The 21,998-nt window shown below is 74.1% G+C and carries 11 protein-coding genes and 6 pseudogenes; 15 read left to right on the top strand and 2 right to left on the bottom strand.

Annotated features, from left to right (window positions below):
* Positions 1–62 precede the first annotated feature (62 nt).
* The gene (locus GEV43_RS01475) at positions 63–557 is read right to left on the bottom strand and encodes a transcriptional regulator (protein WP_160819162.1); all 495 of its coding nucleotides are present in this window, start codon (positions 555–557) and stop codon (positions 63–65) included.
* A gap of 452 nt (positions 558–1,009) precedes the next feature.
* Between GEV43_RS01475 and pyrR the strand changes: the two genes are divergently transcribed.
* From pyrR to metK, 13 genes and pseudogenes are all read left to right on the top strand, one after another.
* On the top strand, positions 1,010–1,642 hold the full coding sequence (gene pyrR / locus GEV43_RS01470) for a bifunctional pyr operon transcriptional regulator/uracil phosphoribosyltransferase PyrR (protein ID WP_309239992.1): 633 nt from the start codon (positions 1,010–1,012) through the stop codon (positions 1,640–1,642).
* Positions 1,639–2,580, top strand: a complete 942-nt coding sequence (locus tag GEV43_RS01465) for an aspartate carbamoyltransferase catalytic subunit (protein ID WP_160819161.1) — start codon at positions 1,639–1,641, stop codon at positions 2,578–2,580. Before pyrR ends, GEV43_RS01465 begins: the two co-directional genes overlap by 4 nt.
* 109 nt (positions 2,581–2,689) lie before the next feature.
* Positions 2,690–3,978 (top strand): annotated as a pseudogene (locus GEV43_RS01460) (dihydroorotase).
* A 109-nt stretch (positions 3,979–4,087) separates the two neighbouring features.
* Positions 4,088–5,206, top strand: coding sequence for a glutamine-hydrolyzing carbamoyl-phosphate synthase small subunit (carA, locus tag GEV43_RS01455; RefSeq protein WP_160819160.1), 1,119 nt, complete (start codon positions 4,088–4,090; stop codon positions 5,204–5,206).
* Positions 5,206–8,534 (top strand): annotated as a pseudogene (carB, locus tag GEV43_RS01450) (carbamoyl-phosphate synthase large subunit); the annotation flags it as partial. The gene carA and the pseudogene carB, both read left to right, overlap by 1 nt.
* A 170-nt stretch (positions 8,535–8,704) precedes the next feature.
* Positions 8,705–9,592 carry a dihydroorotate dehydrogenase electron transfer subunit gene (locus GEV43_RS01445; RefSeq protein WP_160819159.1) on the top strand — a complete coding sequence of 296 codons (888 nt, stop codon included), beginning with the start codon at positions 8,705–8,707 and terminating at the stop codon, positions 9,590–9,592.
* A gap of 56 nt (positions 9,593–9,648) precedes the next feature.
* A pseudogene (locus GEV43_RS01440) lies at positions 9,649–10,604 on the top strand (dihydroorotate dehydrogenase).
* A gap of 16 nt (positions 10,605–10,620) precedes the next feature.
* Positions 10,621–11,308 (top strand): annotated as a pseudogene (gene pyrF, locus GEV43_RS01435) (orotidine-5'-phosphate decarboxylase).
* A gap of 531 nt (positions 11,309–11,839) precedes the next feature.
* Positions 11,840–12,165: pseudogene (gene mihF / locus GEV43_RS01430) on the top strand (integration host factor, actinobacterial type).
* Positions 12,166–12,303: 138 nt separating this feature from the next.
* Positions 12,304–12,842 (top strand): annotated as a pseudogene (gmk, locus tag GEV43_RS01425) (guanylate kinase).
* Positions 12,843–12,870: 28 nt separating this feature from the next.
* A complete protein-coding gene (gene rpoZ / locus GEV43_RS01420; protein WP_026405772.1) occupies positions 12,871–13,125 on the top strand; it encodes a DNA-directed RNA polymerase subunit omega in 255 nt (84 codons plus the stop codon).
* A 61-nt stretch (positions 13,126–13,186) separates the two neighbouring features.
* Complete coding sequence (locus GEV43_RS01415) at positions 13,187–14,467, top strand: phosphopantothenate--cysteine ligase family flavoprotein (protein ID WP_160819158.1); 1,281 nt, start codon at positions 13,187–13,189, stop codon at positions 14,465–14,467.
* Between the two features lie 185 nt (positions 14,468–14,652).
* A complete protein-coding gene (gene metK / locus GEV43_RS01410; RefSeq protein WP_160819157.1) occupies positions 14,653–15,858 on the top strand; it encodes a methionine adenosyltransferase in 1,206 nt (401 codons plus the stop codon).
* Between the two features lie 158 nt (positions 15,859–16,016).
* Here metK and GEV43_RS01405 read toward each other — a convergent pair whose 3' ends face one another.
* Entirely contained in the window at positions 16,017–17,579 is a 1,563-nt protein-coding gene (locus tag GEV43_RS01405) for an MFS transporter (protein WP_175249958.1), read from the bottom strand.
* A 269-nt stretch (positions 17,580–17,848) separates the two neighbouring features.
* Between GEV43_RS01405 and GEV43_RS01400 the strand changes: the two genes are divergently transcribed.
* Both GEV43_RS01400 and GEV43_RS01395 read left to right on the top strand, forming a co-directional pair.
* A complete protein-coding gene (locus tag GEV43_RS01400) occupies positions 17,849–20,026 on the top strand; it encodes a primosomal protein N' (RefSeq protein WP_160819156.1) in 2,178 nt (725 codons plus the stop codon).
* Between the two features lie 16 nt (positions 20,027–20,042).
* Complete coding sequence (locus tag GEV43_RS01395) at positions 20,043–21,917, top strand: hypothetical protein (RefSeq protein WP_160819155.1); 1,875 nt, start codon at positions 20,043–20,045, stop codon at positions 21,915–21,917.
* The last annotated feature ends 81 nt before the right edge of the window (positions 21,918–21,998 follow it).

Raw genomic sequence — 21,998 nt, 5'->3', positions numbered from 1 at the left:
GTCGTGGTGACCGCCGGGCCCTGCGCGGTGCCGAGGCGTCCGGGGGGACGTCCCGGCGGTGATCAGAACGCCTCGACGGCGCGGCGCGCCTCGGGGTCGAGCACCCCCCACGTGATGAGCTCCTCGGTGAGCTCGGTGGGGGACTTGTCGTAGATGACCGCGAGAGAACGCAGGTCTTCCTGGCGGATGGACAGGACCTTTCCGTTGTAGTCGCCCCGCTGGCTCTGGATCGTCGCGGCGTAGCGGGCGAGAGGACCGGCCTTGTCCTTCGGAAGCTGCTGCAACCGCTCGAGGTCGATCACGAGCTTGGGTGTAGGCCCGAGCGGGCTCGGCGCGGCTCCGCCGGGCAGCAACTCGGAAACCGGCACGCCATAGAAATCGGCGAGCTCGGCCAGCTTCTGAACGGTGACGGCGCGGTCGCCCCGCTCGTACGAACCCACGACGACGGCCTTCCAGCGGCCGCGTGACTTCTCCTCCACACCGTGCAGGGAAAGGCCCTGCTGGGTACGGATGGCGCGCAGGCGCGCGCCGAGAGCCTTAGCGTATTCAGACGGCATTGTGCGGCCCCCCAGGCTCACTTTCAGTCGTCGCTGTCGGGTCCCCGGCCGGTCGGCCGGGGGGAGACAGCCCCAGGGGGCTTTGTGGCCTCATGAGTCTGTCTCCAGGGATGGTTACGGACAGTGACGGTAAAACGGGGACGCCCCCAGGTCAAGCTGATTGGAAAAAAGCGGTCGAATCCGCAGGTCTCGATCCGGGCCGTCCGGATCGCCAGGAAGCCCCGCAGGAGCGGCGCGGCGGACGCTCGCGGGCCCCTCGGCGCCGGCCCGGCCGCCCCGAGTGTGACCGCTCTCACCAGGCAGAACGCGGCGGACGTCCGGTACGGGGCAGCCTGGTGGGACTGCTAACGTGTGGGGGACAAGGCGTCCTTTAAGACCCGTCCCGTGAGGCGGGAAAGGAGGTTTCGGTGGTGAATGCTGTCTCCAGGCCGGACGGGCCTGCGGAGGCGCGCGTGGCGGACGGTGACCCCCGGCAGAAGGCCGTTCTGGAGGGTCCCGACATCCGGCGCGCGCTGACCCGGATCGCGCACGAGATCCTCGAACGGACCAAGGGCGGCCACGACGTCGTCCTGCTCGGCATCCAGACCCGCGGCGTGACCCTCGCCGAACGGCTCGCCGACCTGCTGCGCGAGGTCGAGGGGCTGCCGGTGCCGTGGGGCTCGCTCGACGTGACGATGTACCGCGACGACCTGCGGATGAAGCCCGCCCGCGCGCTCGGCCGCACCGAGCTGCCCGCCGAGGGCGTGGACGACCGGATCGTGGTCCTGGTCGACGACGTGCTGTTCTCGGGCCGCACCGTGCGGGCCGCGCTCGACGCGCTGAACGACCTCGGCCGGCCGCGCGCCGTCCAGCTCGCGGTGCTGGTCGACCGCGGGCACCGCGAGCTGCCGATCCGCGCCGACTACGTCGGCAAGAACCTGCCCACCTCGATGCGCGAGACCGTGAAGGTCCTGCTGGCCGAGAACGACGCGCGCGACGCCGTGCTGCTCGGCCCGGCGGTCGCGCCCGAGGCCGGGGCCCCCGCCGGAACGGGCACGGCCGGAGCGGGCGCGGCCGGAGCGGACGCGGACGGAGCGGGCCGGTGAAGCGCCATCTGATCTCGGCGGCCGACCTGACCAAGGACGACGCGCTGCTCGTGCTCGACACGGCCGAGGAGCTCGCGCAGGTCGCGGGCCGTTCCATCAAGAAGCTGCCGACGCTGCGCGGCCGCACGGTGGTCAACCTGTTCTTCGAGGACTCCACCCGCACCCGGATCTCGTTCGAGGCGGCGGCCAAGCGGCTGTCCGCCGACGTGATCAACTTCTCCGCCAAGGGGTCCAGCGTGTCCAAGGGCGAGAGCCTCAAGGACACCGCGCTCACGCTGGAGGCGATGGGCGCCGACGGCGTGGTGATCCGGCACGGCGCCTCGGGCGCGCCGCACCGGCTCGCGGGCTGGGTGCAGGGCAGCGTGGTGAACGCGGGCGACGGCACGCACGAGCACCCGACGCAGGCGCTGCTGGACGCGTTCACGATGCGGCGGCGGCTCGGCGAGCTGGAGGGCCGCAGGGTCACGATCGTCGGCGACGTCCTGCACAGCCGCGTGGCACGCTCCAACGTGCTGCTGCTCGACACCCTCGGCGCTGACGTGACCGTGGTCGCGCCGCCGACGCTGCTGCCGGTCGCGATCGACACCTGGCCGTGCTCGGTCTCCTACGACCTGGACTCGGTGCTGCCCAAGAGCGACGTGATCATGATGCTGCGGGTGCAGCAGGAGCGGATGAACGCCGCGTACTTCCCGACCGTGCGCGAGTACAGCCGCCGCTACGGCCTGGACGGCGAGCGCATGGCGCAGCTCCCCGAGCACGCCATCGTCATGCACCCCGGCCCGATGAACCGCGGCGTGGAGATCGCCGCCGACGTCGCCGACTCGGCCCGCTCCACGATCGTCGAGCAGGTCGCCAACGGCGTCAGCGCCCGCATGGCCGTGCTCTACCTGCTGCTCAGCGGCTCGGAGCCCGCGATCGGCAAGGCGGCGTCCGAGTGAGCCGCGCCGCAGCGCGCGCCACGCGCGCCGCAGCGCCCGTCGAAGCGTCCGTCGCGGCGCCCGCGCACCGCACGCTCCCGCGTTCCGCGTCCGGCAAGGAGAACTCCCAGTGAGCACCACCCACATCATCAAGGGCGCGCGGATCCTCGGCGGCGAGCCCGCCGACGTCCTCGTGCGCGACGGCGCGATCGCCGAGGTCGGCTCCGGCCTCGACGCGGCCGGGGCGCAGGTCGTGGAGGCGGACGGCCTCGTCGCGCTGCCCGGCCTGGTCGACCTGCACACGCACCTGCGCGAGCCGGGCCGCGAGGACGCCGAGACCGTCGAGTCCGGCACGAAGGCCGCGGCGATGGGCGGCTACACGGCCGTGCACGCGATGGCCAACACCTTCCCCGTCGCCGACACCGCGGGCGTCGTCGAGCAGGTCTGGCGGCTCGGCCGCGAGGCCGGCTACTGCGACGTGCAGCCGGTCGGCGCCGTCACCCGCGGCATCGCGGGCGAGCAGCTCGCCGAGCTCGGCGCGATGGCCGACTCGGCGGCGCGGGTCCGGGTGTTCTCCGACGACGGGCACTGCGTGTCCGACGCGGTGATCATGCGGCGGGCGCTGGAGTACGTCAAGGCGTTCGACGGCGTGGTCGCCCAGCACGCGCAGGAGCCGCGCCTCACCGAGGGCGCGCAGATGAACGAGGGCGAGATGTCGGCCGCGCTCGGGCTGCGCGGCTGGCCCGCGGTCGCCGAGGAGGCGATCATCTCCCGGGACGTCCTGCTCGCCCAGCACGTCGGGTCCCGGCTGCACGTCTGCCACGTCTCGACGGCGGGCTCGGTCGAGATCATCCGCTGGGCGAAGAGCAAGGGCTGCCGGGTCACCGCCGAGGTCACCCCGCACCACCTGCTGCTGGACGACGGCCGCGCCGAGTCGTACGACCCGATCTTCAAGGTCAACCCGCCGCTGCGCACCGCCGACGACGTGACCGCGCTCCGGCACGCCCTCGCCGACGGCACGATCGACTGCGTCGCCACCGACCACGCCCCGCACCCGGTCGAGGCCAAGGAGACCGAGTGGGCCGTCGCGGCGATGGGCATGATCGGCCTGGAGACGGCGCTGCCGGTCGTCCAGGAGGCCATGGTCGACACCGGGCTGCTCGACTGGGCGGGCGTCGCCGACCGGATGGCGTTCCGCCCGGCGCGCATCGGCCGCCTGTCCGGGCACGGCCGCCCGCTGGAGCCCGGTTCGCCGGCCAACATCACGCTCTACGACCCGTCGCCGCGCCGCGCGGTCGACCCGACGGCGATGACCTCCAAGAGCCGCAACACCCCGTTCGCGGGATGCGGCTGCCCGGACGCGTCGTCGCCACGTTCCTGCGCGGCACGCCGACCGTTCTCGAAGGGAAGCTCCAGTGAGCCCGCGGCCGCGCGGCGGCCGGACAGGGGAGCGCGGGGAGCCCGCGACCGGAGCGACGAAGGAAGCCGCCGCGCCCAGCGGGCCGGTGGCCGCGAACGGAGTGAACCAATGAGCGATGCCTTGCTCGTGCTCGAGGACGGGCGGACGTTCCGCGGGGCCGGGTACGGGGCCGAGGGCGAGACGTTCGGCGAGATGGTCTTCAACACCGGCATGACCGGCTACCAGGAGACGCTCACCGACCCGTCGTACGCCCGGCAGATCGTCGCGATGACGGCCCCGCACATCGGCAACACCGGCGTCAACGGCGACGACCCCGAGTCGCGCCGCATCCAGGTCGCCGGGTACGTGGTCCGCGAGCCCGCCCGCGCGGCGTCCAACTGGCGCGCGACGGGCTCGCTCGGGTCGGCGCTGCGCGAGCAGGGCGTGGTCGGCATCGCGATCACCGGCACCCGCGCGCTCACCCGCCACCTGCGCGAGCGCGGCGCGATGCGTGCCGCGATCTTCAGCGGCGAGGCCGCGCTCGCCCCGGGCGAGCGGGCCCTGCTCGAACGGGTCCGCGCGAGCGCGTCGATGGAGGGCGCCGACCTCGCGGGCGAGGTGTCCACGACCGAGACCTACGTCGTCCCGGCGGTGGGGGAGCGGCGCTTCACCGTCGCCGCGGTCGACCTCGGCATCAAGGCGATGACGCCGCGGCGGATGGCCGAGCGCGGCTGCGAGGTGCACGTCATGCCCGCCAGCAGCACCGCCGCCGACATCCTCGCGATCGGCCCCGACGGGGTCTTCTTCTCGAACGGTCCGGGCGACCCGGCCGCGTCCGGCTACGCGGTCGAGGCGCTGCGCGGCGTCCTGGACGCCGGCAAGCCGTTCTTCGGCATCTGCTTCGGCAACCAGATCTTCGGCCGCGCCCTCGGGCTCGGCACGTACAAGATGCGGTTCGGGCACCGGGGCGTCAACCAGCCGGTCCAGGACCGGCGCACCGGCAAGGTCGACATCTCCGCGCACAACCACGGCTTCGCGGTGGAGGCGCCGGTGGACGGGCCGTTCGACACCCCGTACGGGCCCGCCGAGGTCAGCCACGTCAACCTCAACGACGGCTGCGTCGAGGGGCTGCGGCTCCTGGAGCGCCCGGCGTTCAGCGTCCAGTACCACCCCGAGGCGGCGGCGGGGCCGCACGACGCCGCGGGGCTCTTCGACCGGTTCTGCGAGATCATGGAGGGGTCGGAGTAATGCCGCGCCGTCAAGACCTGAAGTCCGTCCTGGTGATCGGCTCGGGGCCGATCGTGATCGGCCAGGCGTGCGAGTTCGACTACTCCGGCACGCAGGCGTGCCGGGTGCTGAAGGCCGAGGGCCTGCGGGTCACGCTGGTCAACAGCAACCCGGCGACGATCATGACCGACCCGGAGTTCGCCGACGCCACCTACGTCGAGCCGATCACCCCCGAGGCCGTCGAGAAGATCATCGCGAAGGAGCGGCCGGACGCGCTGCTGCCGACGCTCGGCGGCCAGACGGCCCTCAACACCGCCATCGCGCTCTACGAGGCCGGCGTCCTCGCCCGGTACGGGGTCGAGCTCATCGGCGCCGACGTGGACGCGATCCAGGCCGGGGAGAACCGCGAGCGGTTCAAGGAGGTCGTCGCCAAGGTCGCCCGCGAGCAGGGCCTGAACGCCGAGTCGGCCCGCTCCCTCATCTGCCACACGATGGACGAGTGCCTCGCCGCCGCGCGCGAGCTCGGCTACCCCGTCGTCGTGCGGCCCTCGTTCACGATGGGCGGCGCCGGGTCCGGCTTCGCGCACGACGAGGACGACCTGCGCCGCATCGCGGGCGCGGGCCTCGACGCGTCCCCGACCAGCGAGGTGCTCCTGGAGGAGTCGATCCTCGGCTGGAAGGAGTACGAGCTGGAGGTCATGCGCGACCGCAGCGACAACGTCGTGATCGTGTGCTCGATCGAGAACCTCGACCCGATGGGCGTGCACACCGGCGACTCGATCACCGTCGCGCCCGCGATGACGCTGACCGACCGCGAGTACCAGAACATGCGCGACGTCGCGATCGCGGTCATCCGCGAGGTCGGCGTCGACACCGGCGGCTGCAACATCCAGTTCGCCGTGCACCCCGGCACCGGCCGCATGATCGTCATCGAGATGAACCCGCGGGTCTCGCGCTCCTCGGCGCTCGCCTCCAAGGCCACCGGCTTCCCGATCGCCAAGATCGCCGCGCGGCTGGCCGTCGGCTACACCCTCGACGAGATCCCGAACGACATCACCAAGGAGACCCCGGCGTCGTTCGAGCCGACGCTCGACTACGTCGTGGTGAAGGTCCCGCGGTTCGCGTTCGAGAAGTTCCCCGGCGCGGACGGCACGCTGACCACCCACATGAAGTCGGTCGGCGAGGCCATGGCCATCGGCCGCTGCTTCACCGAGGCGCTCCAGAAGGCGCTGCGGTCGCTGGAGCAGAAGGGCTCGTCGTTCTCCTGGGCGGGCGAGCCGGACCGCTCGCAGGAGGCCGCGGCCGAGTGGGTCGAGCGGGCGAGCCGCCCCCACGACGGCCGGATCCGCGACGTCCAGCGGGCGCTGTGGGCCGGGGCGGGCGTCCAGCGGGTGTACGAGGCGACGGGCATCGACCCGTGGTTCCTCGACCAGATCGCGGCGATCAACGAGACCGCCGAGGAGATCCGCACCGCCGACGACGCGCTCACCCGCGACAAGCTGCTGCGCGCCAAGCGGCACGGCTTCTCCGACGCGCAGATCGGCGAGCTGCGCGGCCTGTCCGAGGAGGTCGTCCGCGAGCTGCGGCACGCCCTCGGCGTGCGCCCCGTCTACCTGACCGTGGACACCTGCGCGGCGGAGTTCGAGGCGCGGACGCCCTACCTGTACTCGGCGTACGACGAGGAGACCGAGGTCCCGCCCGGCCGGCGGCCGAAGGTGCTGATCCTCGGCAGCGGCCCCAACCGCATCGGGCAGGGCGTCGAGTTCGACTACTCGTGCGTGCACGCCTCGTTCACCCTGGCCGAGGCGGGCTACGAGACCGTCATGGTCAACTGCAACCCCGAGACCGTCTCCACCGACTACGACACCTCCGACCGGCTGTACTTCGAGCCGCTCACCCTGGAGGACGTCCTGGAGGTCGTGTACGCCGAGCAGTGCAGCGGCGAGGTCGCCGGCGTGATCGTCCAGCTCGGCGGGCAGACGCCGCTCGGCCTCGCGCAGAAGCTCAAGGACGCCGGCGTGCCCATCGTCGGCACCTCGCCCGAGAGCATCCACCTCGCCGAGGAGCGCGGCGCGTTCGGCCGCGTCCTGCACCGCGCCGGGCTGCTCGCGCCGAAGCACGGCACGGCCACCTCGTACGAGGAGGCGCTGGAGATCGCGGCGGAGATCGGCTACCCGGTGCTCGTCCGGCCGTCGTACGTGCTCGGCGGGCGCGGCATGGAGATCGTCTACGACGACGCCACGCTGGAGTCGTACATGGCGCGGGCGACCGAGGCGAGCCCGGAGCACCCGGTGCTGGTCGACCGGTTCCTCGACGAGGCCATCGAGATCGACGTGGACGCCCTGTTCGACGGCGAGGAGCTCTACCTCGGCGGCGTCATGGAGCACATCGAGGAGGCCGGCATCCACTCCGGCGACTCGGCGTGCGCGCTGCCGCCGATCACCCTCGGGCACGAGGACGTGCGCCGCATCCGCGAGTCGACCGAGGCGCTCGCCCGCGGCATCGGCGTGCGCGGCCTCATGAACGTCCAGTACGCGCTGTCGGCGGGCGTGCTGTACGTCCTGGAGGCCAACCCGCGCGCGTCCCGCACGGTGCCGTTCGTGTCCAAGGCGACCGCCGTGCCGCTCGCCAAGGCCGCCGCCCGCGTGATGATGGGCGAGACGATCGCCGGGCTGCGCGCCGAGGGGCTGCTGCCCGAGGCGGGCGACGGCGGGTCGCTGCCGCTGGACGCGCCGATCGCCGTCAAGGAGGCCGTCCTGCCGTTCGACCGGTTCCGCAACGCGCAGGGGCAGGGCGTCGACACGATCCTCGGCCCCGAGATGCGCTCGACCGGCGAGGTCATGGGCATCGACGAGGTGTTCGGCACCGCGTACGCCAAGTCGCAGCAGGCCGCGTACGGCGGCTCGCTGCCCACCAAGGGCCGGGTGTTCGTCTCGGTCGCCAACCGGGACAAGCGGCACATGATCTTCCCCGTCAAGCGCCTCGCTGACCTGGGCTTTGAGATTCTTGCCACGGAAGGGACCGCGGAGGTCCTGCGCCGCAACGGCGTGCGTGCCAAGATCGTGCGCAAGCACAGCGAGGGCCCCGGCTCCGCGGGCGAGCCCACCATCGTGCGGCGCGTCCTCGACGGCGAGGTGGACCTCATCGTCAATACTCCCTTCGGTAGCCCCGGCCAGTCGGGGCCACGGCTCGACGGTTACGAGATCCGCACCGCGGCCGTCCTGCGCGGCGTCCCTGCGTGACGACCGTGCAGGGCCTCGCCGCCGCCGTGCAGGGCATCGAGGCCGTCGCCGGCGGCCTGGTCGGCGTCCGCTCCCTTCAGGAGCACGCCGAGCGGCTGTCGGGCGCCCACGCGGAAGGGGCCGCGGCGGAGCACCCGCCCGCGGGCGCGGCGGCCACCGCGGCCGGCGCGGGGAGCGCCGAGGTGACGCCCGGCTGACAGGGCCGGGCGCGGGCCGCCGGGCGGGCCACCGCCCCGGCCGGCCCGCGCCCGGCACACGACGAGGAAGAGGGAAACGGGTGTCCGACACACCGGTGCAGACGTCGGCGACGGTCCTGACGGTCCGCCAGGTGCAGGACTACCACGCGATAACGCTGGTGGCCGCCGCGATCGCCGAGCGGTTCCGGCCCGGCCAGTTCGTGGCGCTCGCCGTCGGCGGCGCGCACTCGGGACGGCTGGTCCGCCGCTGCTTCGGGGTGTACGAGGTCAAGTCCGACTACGGCGGCACCGTCGAGCTGGTGTTCGCCGACACCGAGCCCGGCACCGCCTGGCTCGCCGGGCTCCGCTCCCGCGACCAGGTCGACCTCGTCGGCCCGCTCGGCCGCCCGTTCCGCCTCCCGCGCGACCCCGTCACCTGCCTGCTCGTCGGCGGCGGCCCCGGCGGCGCGGCGCTGTTCGCGCTCGCCGACACGCTGCTGCGCCGCGGCTGCCAGGTGCACTTCGTCCTCGGCGGCCCGAACGCCCGGCAGGTGTTCGGGTCGCGGATGGCGCAGCGGATCGGCGACAGCGCCACCATCACCACCGAGGACGGCTCGGCGGGGGAGAAGGGCGCCGTCCGCGACGTCCTGCCCCGCGTGATCCGCGAGACCGGCGCCGACGTCGTCTACGGCTGCGGGCCGACCGCGCTGCTGCGCTCGGTCACGCAGGTCGCGGGCGAGTTCGGGCTCCCGTCGCAGGTGTCGGTCGAGGAGTTCCTCCAGCGGACCGGCGCCTGCGGCATCGGCGTCTGCATGACCTGCATGCTGCCCCTGCACGGCGAGGACGGCGTGACCCGCATGGTCCGGGCCTGCGCCGACGGACCGGTGCTGCGCGGCGACCGCGTCCGCTGGGGCGACCTCGGAACGATCCCGTTCGACGCCCTCGGCGCCCCGCGCGTCCTCAACGTCCAGGAAGGGGCCGGCAAGTGAGCACGAGCGGACGGGTCGCGACCCGCATCGGCACGCTGGAGCTGGCCAACCCCGTCATGACCGCCTCCGGCTGCGGCGGAACGGGACGCGAGCTCGCCCCGTTCTTCGACCTGTCGCGGCTGGGCGCGTTCGTCACCACCTCGGTGATGGCGCAGGCCCGCGCGGGCCGCCCGACGCCCCGCGTCGCCGAGACCCCGAGCGGGCTGCTCACGGCCATGGGCCTGCCCGGGCCGGGCATCGAGACGTTCCTCGAACACGAGCTGCCCTGGCTGCTGGAGCAGGACGTCCCGATCATCGTGTCGGTCGCGGGCAACAGCGTCGAGGAGTACGCCGACATCGCCCGCCGCCTGCGCGGCGTCCCCGGCGTCGCCGCGATCGAGGTGAACGTGGCGTGCCCCAACGTCGCGGACCGGGGCCTGATGTTCGGCCGGCACCCCGGGGCCGCCGCGTCCGTCGTCCGGGCCGTGCGGACGCACTCCAGGCCGGGCCTGCCCGTCCTCGCCAAGCTCGCCCCCGACGTCACCGACATCGTCACCATCGCCCTCGCCTGCGTGGACGCGGGCGCGGACGGCCTCACGCTGATCAACACGCTGGAGGGCATGGCGATCGACCCCGAGACCCTCAGGCCCGCCCTCACCGGCGTGTCGGGGGCCTGTCGGGGCCCGCCGTCCGCCCGGTCGCGGTCCGCTGCGTCTACCAGGTGCACGCGGCCCTGCCCGGCACGCCGATCATCGGCGTCGGCGGGGTCGCCTCCGGCCTGGACGCGCTGGAGTTCGTCCTCGCGGGGGCGTCCGCCGTCGCGGTCGGCACCGCCCTGTTCCACGACCCGTCCGCCCCGGCCCGCGTGCTGCGCGAGCTGGAGGAGGCCCTCGCCGCCCGCCGCGTCGCCGACCTCGCCGACGCGGTCGGGCTCGCCCACAAACCCGCCGGGTACGTCCCGCCCCAGGTGCGCCCGGAGCCGCCGGCCCCCGAACCGAGCGAGGCCGGAGAAGTGAAGGAGAGGCTGCCGTGACCGCACCCCCGCCCCCATCGCCGTCGCCCTCGACGCGCCCGATCTGGAGACCGCCGCGCGCTGGGCCAGCCTGGTCACGCCGCACGTCAGCACCGTGAAGGTGGGCCTGGAGCTCTACCTGCGGTACGGCCCGGACGTCGTCGCGAGCGTGCGCGGGGCGAGCCGCGTCCAGGTGTTCCTGGACCTGAAGCTGCACGACATCCCCGCCACCGTCGCGGGGGCGGCGCGCGCCGTCGCCCGGCTGAAGCCCGCCTACCTGACCGTCCACGCGGCGGGCGGCCCGCGATGATCCGCGCCGCCGTCGAGGCCGCGCCGGCCGCCCGGATCGCGGCGGTGACCGTGCTGACCTCGCTCGGCGAGGGCGATCTCGCCGGCGTCGGCCTCGCCGGACCCGCCTCAGACGCCGTACGGCGGCTCGCGGCGCTCGCGGTCGGGGCGGGTGCGCAGGCGCTCGTCTGCTCCCCGCAGGAGGCCGCTGCGGTCCGCGCGGAGGTGGGCGAGGACATCACGCTCATCACCCGGGCGTCCGGCCCGCCGGGGCCGACACCCAGGACCAGGCGCGCGTGGCCACCCCGGAGGACGCCCTCGCCGCCGGAGCCGACCTCCTGGTGATCGGACGGCCGATCACGGGCGCGCCGGACCCCGGCGCCGCCGCGGCGGGCATCGCCGCCGCGCTGCGCCGCACCGCCGCCGAGACCCCTTGAGCGTTCTGACCGTTTTCGTTGAATTGCGGCGTTTGGCTGTTATGGGAGCGGTCCAAACAACGCCGCCGGAACCCGGCGCGAAGTGTGTCGAGGATCGCAGCGCCGGCACTCGCGCGCGTGCCGATCGGCGCCCACGTGATCAGCGTCACGTCCTCTCCCGGTGATGTGATCGGGATCACTCCCGCGCCGCCCACCGCCCGGCCGGGGGCCGGTGCGGGCCCTGGAGAGGGTTGCGGGATCATGGCCGGACGGCTCGGGATGGCACCGGAGCGCCATGCCAAACAGGTGGCGAGTGACACAAACGGGGCTTCCGAGGGGGATTTTCACGATCATGCGAAAGTCCCAGCAAGGCGGGGGATCGGCCGGACAGCCCTCCGAGTTGGGTACACTCTGTATTCAGGACACTTCAAGGAGTGATTTTCGTGATTTTGTGGCGGGCTAAACGGCACTTCACGTTGCCTTATGGGGCGTGAACTCGCTAGTTTCCCAACCCGTCCGACTCCGTCGAGTGGAAACCTGAGGTGACCCGGCGTGGCTCTTCCGCCCCTAACCCCGAACAGCGCGCCGCAGCCCTGGAGAAGGCTGCCAAGGCCCGCAAGGAGCGGGCCGAGGTTAAGAACCGGCTCAAGCACGGGGGAACCTCGCTGGCCGAGGTCCTCAAGGAGGGCCAGTCCGACGACGTCATCGGCAAGATGAAGGTGTCGGCCCTCCTTGAATCCCTGCCCGGTGTGGGCAAGGTTCGTGCGAAGCAGATCATGGAGCGCCTCGGTATCGCCGAGTCCCGCCGCGTGCGGGGCCTCGGCGCCAACCAGCGCGCCTCCCTGGAGCGTGAGTTCGGCGGAAGTGCGAACCGCTGACGCGCGACTCACGGGCGGGCGCGACGGCGACGTCGCGGCCGGACCGGGGCTCCCCGAGGCCGGCTCCATCCCGTCCAACCCCGGCGCACCCATGACTGCGCCGGGGACTCCACCACGCATGGCCCGCTCGTCCGGCGGCTGACGGTCCTCTCCGGGCCGTCCGGCGTCGGCAAGAGCACGGTCGTCGCCGAGATCCGGCGTGCGCACCCCGAGGTGTGGCTGTCGGTCTCGGTGACCACCCGGTCCCCCCGACCGGGTGAGAACCATGGTGTGCAGTACTTCTTCGTCGACGACGCCGGTTTCGACCGGCTCGTCGCCGAAGGGGAGCTCCTCGAATGGGCCGAGTTCGCGGGCAACCGCTACGGAACCCCGCGCCGGCCCGTCGAGGAACGCCTCGCCCGCGGCGAGCCCGTCCTGCTGGAGATCGACCTCCAGGGGGCGCGGCAGGTCCGGCGCTCGATGCCGGACGCCCGGCTGGTGTTCCTCGCCCCGCCCTCCTGGGAGGAGCTGGTCCGCCGGCTGACCGGCCGCGGCACCGAGCCCCCGAGGTGATCGAGCGCCGCCTCGACGCGGCCCGCGTCGAGCTCGCCGCCGAGAAGGAGTTCGACATCACGCTGGTCAACACGTCCGTCCGGGACGTGTGCCGCGAGCTGCTAGCCTTGATGGCTGTCCGTTAGCCCAGAACGCCGAGTGGAAGGCCACCGAGTGGCAGCCAGCAGTGAAGGCATCACCAACCCGTCGATCGACGAGCTGCTCGAGGTCGTCGACACCAAGTACGGCCTCGTGAGCATCGCGGCCAAGCGCGCCCGCCAGATCAACGCCTACTACGCCCAGCTCGGCGAGGGCCTGCTGGAGTACGTCGGCCCGCTCGTCGAGACGCAGGTCCAGGAGAAGCCGCTGTCGATCGCGCTCCGCGAGACGCGCGAGGGCCTCCTCAACGCCGAGCCCATCGAGGGCTGAGACCACCGGCCGGACGGCCCCGCCGCCGCGCGCGGCCGCCCCCCGTGGGAAAGTGACCCGCATGACCTCCCGCAAGCCGCGCGTCGTCCTCGGCGTCGGCGCAGGCATCGCCGCGTACAAGGTGTGCGAGCTGCTGCGCCGGCTCACCGAGTCGGGCCACGACGTGCGCGTCGTCCCGACCGCCGACGCGCTGCGCTTCGTCGGCGAGCCCACCTGGGCGGCCCTGTCCGGCAACCCCGTCTCCGCCGAGGTGTGGGAGGGCGTCGCCGAGGTCCCGCACGTACGGCTCGGCCAGGGCGCCGACCTGGTCATGGTCGCCCCCGCCACGGCCGACCTGCTGGCCCGCGCGGCGCAGGGCCTCGCCGACGACCTGCTGACCAACACGCTGCTGACCGCGCGCTGCCCGGTCGTGTTCGCCCCGGCGATGCACACCGAGATGTGGGAGCACGCGGCGACCCGGGCCAACGTGGCGACGCTGCGGTCCCGGGGCGCCCTCGTGGTCGAGCCCGCCTCCGGGCGGCTCACCGGCAAGGACACCGGCCCCGGCCGGCTCCCCGACCCCGCCGAGCTCTTCGAGGTGGCCCGCCGCGTCCTCGCCCGCACCGCGGCGCCGGACGGCGCGGACGGCGCCGACGGCGCGGAGGGCACGGCCGCCGAGCGCGGGCTCCGGTGGGACGACTTGGCGGGGCGGCACGTCGTCGTCTCGGCGGGCGGCACGCGCGAGCCGATCGACCCGGTCCGCTTCATCGGCAACCGGTCGTCCGGAATGCAGGGTTACGCCCTGGCCCGTACGGCGGTCGCACGGGGCGCGCGTGTGACGTTGGTCTCCGCCAACGTGGCGCTGCCCGACCCGGCGGGCGCCGAGGTCGTGGCCGTGGGGTCCGCCGAGGAGATGCGCAAGGCCGTCCTGGAGGTCGCGGGCGCGGCGGACGCCGTGGTGATGGCCGCGGCCGTCGCCGACTTCCGGCCCGCCGGCTACCAGGGCTCCAAGATCAAGAAGACGCCGGGCGCGGAGCCCGAGCCGATCCGCCTGGCCAAGAACCCCGACATCCTCGCCGAGCTCGGCGAGCGCCGCCAGGCCGGGCAGGTCGTCGTGGGCTTCGCGGCCGAGACCGACGACGTCCTGGAGAACGGGCGCGCCAAGCTCGCCCGCAAGGGCTGCGACCTGCTCGTGGTCAACCAGGTGGGCGAGGACCTCACGTTCGGGCGGCCCGACAACGCGGCCGTCGTGCTCGGGGCGGACGGTTCGAGCACCGACGTGCCGCGCGGGGCGAAGGAGGCGCTGGCCGAGGTCGTCTGGGACCTCGTGGTGGCGCGGCTGGACCCCCGGCCCCCCGATTGACGAGCCTCTATACCCGTTCTCGCTCGCGGCTATAGCTGGAGTTAAGGCCGATCCCGTTAGACTTCGGCGGATAACCGTGAGGACACACCGTCCGGGGGCGGCGGCCCCCGCCGACAGCCGATAAAGCCGACAAACCAGTCCGTTCTGCGACGTCAGTCAGCAGCCGCTGCAAGGAGTTCACGTACGTGTCTCGCCGCCTGTTCACCTCCGAGTCCGTGACCGAGGGACACCCCGACAAGATCGCGGACCAGATCAGCGATGCGATCCTCGACTCGATGCTCAAGGACGACCCGAAGAGCCGGGTCGCCGTCGAGACGATGATCACCACCGGTCAGGTGCATGTGGCCGGTGAGGTCACCACCGAGACCTACGTGGACATCCCGGGCGTGATCCGGGAGAAGATCCTCGAGATCGGCTACGACTCGTCCAAGAAGGGCTTCGACGGCCACTCCTGCGGGGTGTCGGTCTCGATCGGCGCCCAGTCGCCCGACATCGCCCAGGGCGTGGACGACGCCTACGAGACCCGCGAGGGCGACGGCTCCGGCGTGTCCGGGGACGACCTCGACCGCCAGGGCGCGGGCGACCAGGGCCTGATGTTCGGGTACGCCACCAACGAGACCCCCGAGCTGATGCCGCTGCCGATCACGCTCGCGCACCGGCTCGCGCACCGGCTGTCGGCGGTCCGCAAGGGCGGCGTGGTGCCCTACCTGCGGCCCGACGGCAAGACCCAGGTCACCATCGAGTACGACGGCGACCGCGGCGTCCGCCTCGACACCGTCGTGGTGTCCAGCCAGCACGCGCCGGACATCGACCTGAAGGAGCTGCTGACGCCGGACGTCAAGGAGCACGTGGTCGACCCGGTGCTGGCCGACTTCGACCTCGACACCACCGGCTACCGGCTGCTGGTCAACCCGACCGGCCGCTTCGAGATCGGCGGCCCGATGGGCGACGCCGGCCTCACCGGCCGCAAGATCATCGTCGACACCTACGGCGGGATGGCCCGGCACGGCGGCGGCGCGTTCTCCGGCAAGGACCCGTCCAAGGTCGACCGGTCCGCCGCCTACGCGATGCGCTGGGTCGCCAAGAACATCGTCGCCGCCGGGCTCGCCGACCGCGCCGAGGTGCAGGTCGCGTACGCGATCGGCAAGGCGCACCCGGTCGGGGTGTTCGTCGAGACGTTCGGCACCGAGAAGGCCGACCCGGTCAAGATCGAGAAGGCCGTGTCCGAGGTGTTCGACCTGCGGCCCGCCGCGATCGTCCGCGACCTCGACCTGCTGCGCCCGATCTACTCCCAGACCGCCGCGTACGGCCACTTCGGCCGTCCGGAGCCCGACTTCTCCTGGGAGTCGACCGACCGCGCCTCCGCGCTGGCGTCCGCCGCCGGCCTGTGACCGGGCGCCCGGCCGCCGCGGGCGGCCTGTAGGGCGCGTGTACGCGAAGAAGGGCCCCGGGACGATGTCCCGGGGCCCTTCGGTGTTCCTCGGCTCTCTGAGTCCCTCTCAGCCGCGCCTACGCCGTCGCACGGGCGGTTCGGAGGCGCGGGGGCGGCTCAGCCTTCGCAGGGGGTGCCGCGCGGCAGGCCGTAGCGCGCGCCGATGTGGTAGCGGCCCGGCCCGGGGACGTTCATGCGGACGAAGTCGCCCTCGGCGGCCAGGCAGCCCTGCCGCTCGCCCCGCGCGTCGCGGACGCTCAGCCAGGGCGAGTAGGCGATGCGGAGCAGGACCGACCCACGCGCGCGCGTGTCGACGACCAGCTCGTCGGAGTCGATGCGCGCGACGGTGGCGGAGCTGTCCACGAGGGGGGTCGGGTCGGCGACGCGGTAGAGGCGCCAGTACCTGTCCTGCCAGATCTGCTTCAGCCACGGCTGGCCGCCCTGGACGATGTCGGCCTCGCCGCCGGCGGACCAGTCGGTCTCCTGCTCGGGCAGCACCACGTACTGGACGGCCCACTTGTGCAGCCAGTCGCGGTAGGAGGCGGGCGTGAGCGCGCCCTCCTTGTAGAAGATCTCGTGCCGTTCGGCGTCGACCTGCCGGTTCCAGCCGCGCGCCAGGATGAAGTCGCGGGTGAGGCCGGACGACTCCCAGTGCGACCGCAGCGGGACGACCTCGACGCGGCCCTTGTCGGCGCCCTGCGCCTTCATCTCGGCGATGAGGCCGCGGGCGTGCCCGGCGGCCTCGGCGGCGGGCTCGGTGTGGATGAGGTCGTCGACCGGCTTCACCACCTGCCAGACGGCGGTGACGATGAACGCCAGCGACAGCACGCCGATCCGGAGGCGGCCGGGCGCGCGGGCGACGGCGACGAGCAGCATCATGCCGCCGAACAGCAGCGCGAGCCGTTCGACGTTGCTGCCGACGGGGGACGGGATCAGCCAGGTCAGCAGGATCCCGGCCAGGTACACGCCCGCGGCGACGCGGATCAGCACCCACTGCTTCGGCGCGCACAGCAGCACCGCGATGACGCTGGTGATCGCGGGCAGCACGATCGCGGTGAGCGAGATCGGCTGCACGCCGGTGAACGGGAACAGCAGCGTCGTCGTCCCCACGACGATGGGCGGGCCGACGGCGAGCGCCACGCCGGCGCGGCGGCGGCCGGTCAGGAACAGCGCGGCGGCGAGCACCATGATGAACAGGCCCGCGACCGGGCTGGCGAGCGTGGCGAGCAGCCCGAGCCCGACCATCGCCGCGGCGCGCAGCGCGGGCGTGCCCCGGGCGGTGAACGCCACCACGGTCGCCAGGAGCGCGAACAGCAGCCCGAGGCTGAACGTGACGCGGCCGGACGCGGAGTTGCACGACAGGGCGAACGCGGCCCACAGCGCGGCGGGCAGCGCGGCGGGGACCCGGAAGCGGGTCAGCAGGTATCCGGCGACGGCCGCCGACAGGGTGCCCGTCACGACGGCGGTGGTGCGGATGCCCGCCCACGCCATCAGGTAGGGCGACAGGACGCTGTAGGACGCGGGGTGCATCCCGCCGTACCACGCCATGCTGTAGGCGGATCCGGGGTGCTCGCCGGCGAAGTTGGTCCAGGCCGTCTGCGCGGCGAGGTCGCCGCCCTCGTTGGACAGGAAGAAGCCCCAGATCAGGTGGAGCGCCGCCGCGAGGAGCGTGGCCGCCATGATGGGGTGCAGCGGATGCGCCCAGTGCCGGTAGCGGGTCCAGCGGGCGCGTCGGAGTGACGCCCGGGTCCGGTCCGGGTCGGGCCGGATCGGTGCGTCCGTGCGTGCCGGAGTCTGTGCAGTGGTCACGGTGACTGCGCGAGCTGTAGGGATGGCGGGGGCGCTGGATGCATCGCGCTATGGCCCAGGAACGGCCCCCGTGTTTCAAACCGGATCACACCCTAGCGTGCGGGTCTGGCGTACCGCGCTGATCTGGTAGGACGGGGAACGTGGCGAACGAGGGCGGGGGAGCGGAGCTGATCCCGGGGCTGGACGATCTCCCCCGGGGCCCCGCAGGCGGGACGGGCGGGGAGGCGCCGGGGGGCGCCGGCGAGGTTTCGGACAAACCGCAGGGTAAAAATCAGGCCAAGAAGCCGAGCGCCAGGAAATCGGGCCGGAGGAAAGGCACGAGGGAGCCCGCCGCGGAGCTTCCCGTCGCACGCGTCGCCGTCGACATGTCCCTGCCGCACCTCGACCGCCCGTTCGACTACCTGGTGCCGACGGAGCTGGACGCCAAGGCGGTGCCCGGCTGCCGGGTCCGCGTCCGCTTCGCAGGTCAGCTCGTGGACGGCCTGCTGCTCGAACGGGTCCCGGAGAGCGACCACGAGGGCCGCCTGTCGTACATCGAACGGGTGACGTCGCCCGAACCCGTTCTCGCGCCCGACGTCGCGGCCCTCGCCCGCGAGGTCGCCGACCGCTACGCGGGGACGTTCGCCGACGTGCTCCGCCTGGCCATCCCGCCGCGCCACGCGCGCGTCGAGGCCGAGCCGCCACCGGAGCCGCCCGAGGAGAGCCCGGCGGGGGAGAGTCCGGGGCCGTGGGCGCACTACCCGGCGGGACCCTCGTTCCTCGGCGCGCTCCGTGAGGGACGCGCCCCGCGCGCGGTGTGGACGGCGCTTCCCGGCCCCGACTGGACGACCGCCATCGCGCGCGCGGTGGCGGCCACGCTGGACGGCGGGCGCGGCGCGCTCGTCGTCATGGCGGACGGCCGCGACGTGGCCCGCGTGGACGCGGCGCTGAAGGACGAGCTGGGCGACGGGCGGCACGTCACCCTCACCGCGGCGCAGGGACCGACCGTCCGCTACCGGCGCTGGCTCGCGATCCGGCGCGGCACGGCGCGGGCCGTCGTCGGGACGCGCGCGGCGATGTTCGCGCCGGTCGCGGACCTCGGCCTGGTGGTGCTGTGGGACGACGGCGACGACGTGCACGCCGAGCCGCACGCCCCGTACCCCCACCCGCGCGAGGTGCTGGCCCTGCGCGCGCACCGCGCGGGCGCGGGGGCGCTGATCGGCGGGTTCACGCGGACGACCGACGCGACGCAGCTCGTCGAGACCGGCTGGGCGCACGCGCTCGTCGCCGACCGGACCCGGATCCGCGCGGCCATGCCGCGCGTGCGGCCGGTCGGCGACGACGCCGAGGTGTCGCGCGACTCCGCCGCCCGCACGGCCCGGCTGACGCACCTGGCGTTCGAGACGGCGCGGCAGGCGCTGAAGGACGGGCCCGTCCTCGTGCAGGTGCCGCGCCGCGGGTACGTCCCGGGCCTCGCGTGCGGGCGGTGCCGGAGCCCGGCGCGGTGCGGCGCGTGCCAGGGGCCGCTGGCGCTGACCTCGTCGCACGCCGCGCCGTTCTGCCGGTGGTGCGGCCGGATCGCGGGCGACTGGCACTGCCCCGAGTGCGGCCACTTCCAGGTGCGCGCGGTCGTGGTCGGCGCGAAGCGGACGGCCGAGGAGCTGGGCCGCGCGTTCCCCGGCGTCCCGGTGCGGACGTCCGGGCGCGACGCCGTGCTCGAACGGCTCGGCGCCGAGCGCGCCCTCGTCGTCGCGACGCCCGGCGCGGAGCCCCCGGCCGAGGGCGGCTACGCGGCGGCGCTGCTGCTGGACGGCTGGGTGCTGCTCGGCCGCGCCGACCTGCGGGCGGGCGAGGAGACGCTGCGGCGCTGGATGAACGCCGCGGCGCTCGTCCGGCCGTCGGGCCCGGTCGTGGTCGCCGCGGACGGGTCGCTGCCGCCCGTCCAGGCGCTGATCCGCTGGGACCCGATCACGTACGCCGAACGGGAGCTGGCCGAGCGCAGGGAGGTCGGCTTCCCGCCCGCCGCCCGCATGGCCTCCCTCACCGGTACGCCCGCCGCGATCCGCGACCTGCTCGCCGACGCCCGGCTCCCGGAGGAGGCCGAGATCCTCGGGCCCGTTCCGATCGCCGCGCCCGCCGCCCCGTCCGGGGCCGCCGGGCCCGGGGGAACGGGCGGGACGGACGCGGAGGCCCCGGAGCGGGAGCGGGCGCTGGTGCGCGTACCGCGCGCGCAGGGGGCCCAGCTCGCGCGCGCCCTGAAGGAGGCGCAGGGTGTCCGCAGCGCCCGCAAGGCCGCCGACGTCGTACGCGTCCAGATCGACCCCCTGGAACTGATCTGAGCACTAGTGTTCTCGCGTGGCCGACAACTGGGCAGAGACCATCGCGGACGACCTGCGGCGCTGGGCGGACGGACGTGCCGGGGCCGGGGACGGCGCCGCGGGCGCGCCCGGCGGCGGCCCCGTGGACGAGGCGGGCGTGCTGCTCCTGCTGGAGCTCGTCCGCGAGGACATGGCCCTCGCCGGCCCGGACGAGCTGACTCCCGACTCCCTCAAGACGCTGCTGCTGGACGTGTTCCCGGAGACGGTCGTCGCCGGGGAGGACGAGGTCCCCGACATCCTCGGGACGGTCGGCGACCTGATCGCGTTCCTCGGCGACGCCGGAGCGGTCACCGGCGAGCGGGCCGCCGAGCTCGCCGCCGCGCTGGACGGGCTCGCGCCCGCGTTCGCCGAGGTGGTCGGCGCGGCCGACAGCAGCGAGCGGCGGATCGCCGCCGACGTCGTCGGCGGCCTGATGCTCGCCGACGGCGTCGCCGCCGACGATCTGGAGGCGGCCGAGCAGTGGGTGCGCGATTTCGAGGCGCTGCCCGAGGACGAGCGCTACGCCCGCACCGAGGAGTACCTGCGGCGCGCCGAGGAACTGGTCGTCCCGCCCGTGGTCCTCGCCTCGGAGGCGGAGCTGGCCGCTGCGGCGCGGGCGTCCGGGCTGTCCCGCGACGTTCTCGCCCTCGCCGCCTGGACGGGCGAGCGTGCGCTGAACGAGCACGACGAGCTGACCGGCGCCGACGCCGAGGCCGCCGTCGCGGCGCTCGACCTGCCCGTCCCGCGCCGTTCGGCGAAGGTCGAGGACCAGACCGACCTGCCCGAGCTCGACCGGCTCTGGTGGGCCGCCGTCGAGGCCGGCGTGATCGCCGCCGAGGGCGGCTCCGCCGCGCCCGGCCCCGCCCTGCCCGTCCTGGAGTCCGCGGACCCCGAGCACGACGCGGAGCTGCTGGCCGGGTGGCTCCGGCTGTTCGACGCCGCCGCCGTCCCCGAGCACGACCCGCAGGACGGCCTGGACGCGATCGAGCTCGTCCAGAACGAGCTGACCGGCGTCCTCATCCACCTGTACGAGCAGGAGGAGCCGACGCCCGCCGCGGCGCTGCGCTCCACCCTGCTCGACCACGTCACCGAGGCGTACGAGGTCACCGACGGCACCGCGCTCGCCACCGCGGTCGCGGACGCCCTCGACCTGGAGCTGGACGACCTCGCGCGGTGGGGCGTCGTCGAGGACGCCGGTTCCGGCACGGCGCTCACCCCGCTCGGCGTGTGGGCCGTCCGGGAGCTGCTGCTCGCCGACGGGTTCACCGCGCCGGTCGTCGGCGAGCTCGCCGAGGCCCCGGCGACGGCGCTGGTCGAGGGCCTGGCCTGGCACCGCCCCGACACCGCCGACGTCGAGATCGACGGCTGGCTCGCCGCCCGCGAGGCGAAGGACGCCGCCGCCGACCTGCTCGACGTCATGCGCACCGGCGGCGCGGGCGCCCGCAACCTCGCCGCGGCCGTCCTGCACCGGATCGGCGTGGAGGCCGCCCCCGTGGTCCGCGCCGCGCAGGACCACCCGCTCGTCTCCCCGTACGCGGTGCTGTGGCTGAACGCGGCGGGGGAGCCGGCCCGCGGGCTGTCCCGCGACGAGTACCTGTGGGTGTTCGTCGACACCGTCGCCGGGATGCTGGAGAGCGCCGACCCGGCCGACGCGGTCGCCGCCGCCCTCGCCGACAGCCCGCCCGGCGCCGACCTCGACACGATGGTCGACGGCATGTGGCGCACCGACCACCCCGCCGTCGCCGAGGTCCTGGACGCGCTCGGCGAGCACCATCCGCGCCGTACGGTCGCCAAGGCCGCCCGCACCGCCGCCTACAAGGCCCGCTCGCGCGCCTCGCAGACCGCGGGCGCGGCGGGGCGCCCCGCGGGCTGAGGCACGCGCCGGACGCCCGCCGGGCGCCCGCGCCGCCGCAGCGGGCCGGGCGGGTCGCGGGACCTCCGTAAACTGGAGGCC

This window comes from Actinomadura sp. J1-007 (assembly GCF_009793335.1).
GTDB lineage: Bacteria > Actinomycetota > Actinomycetes > Streptosporangiales > Streptosporangiaceae > Spirillospora > Spirillospora yumaensis.
Note: the sequence above shows the minus strand (reverse complement) of the source record. Positions and strands in the feature narration are given on the sequence as shown.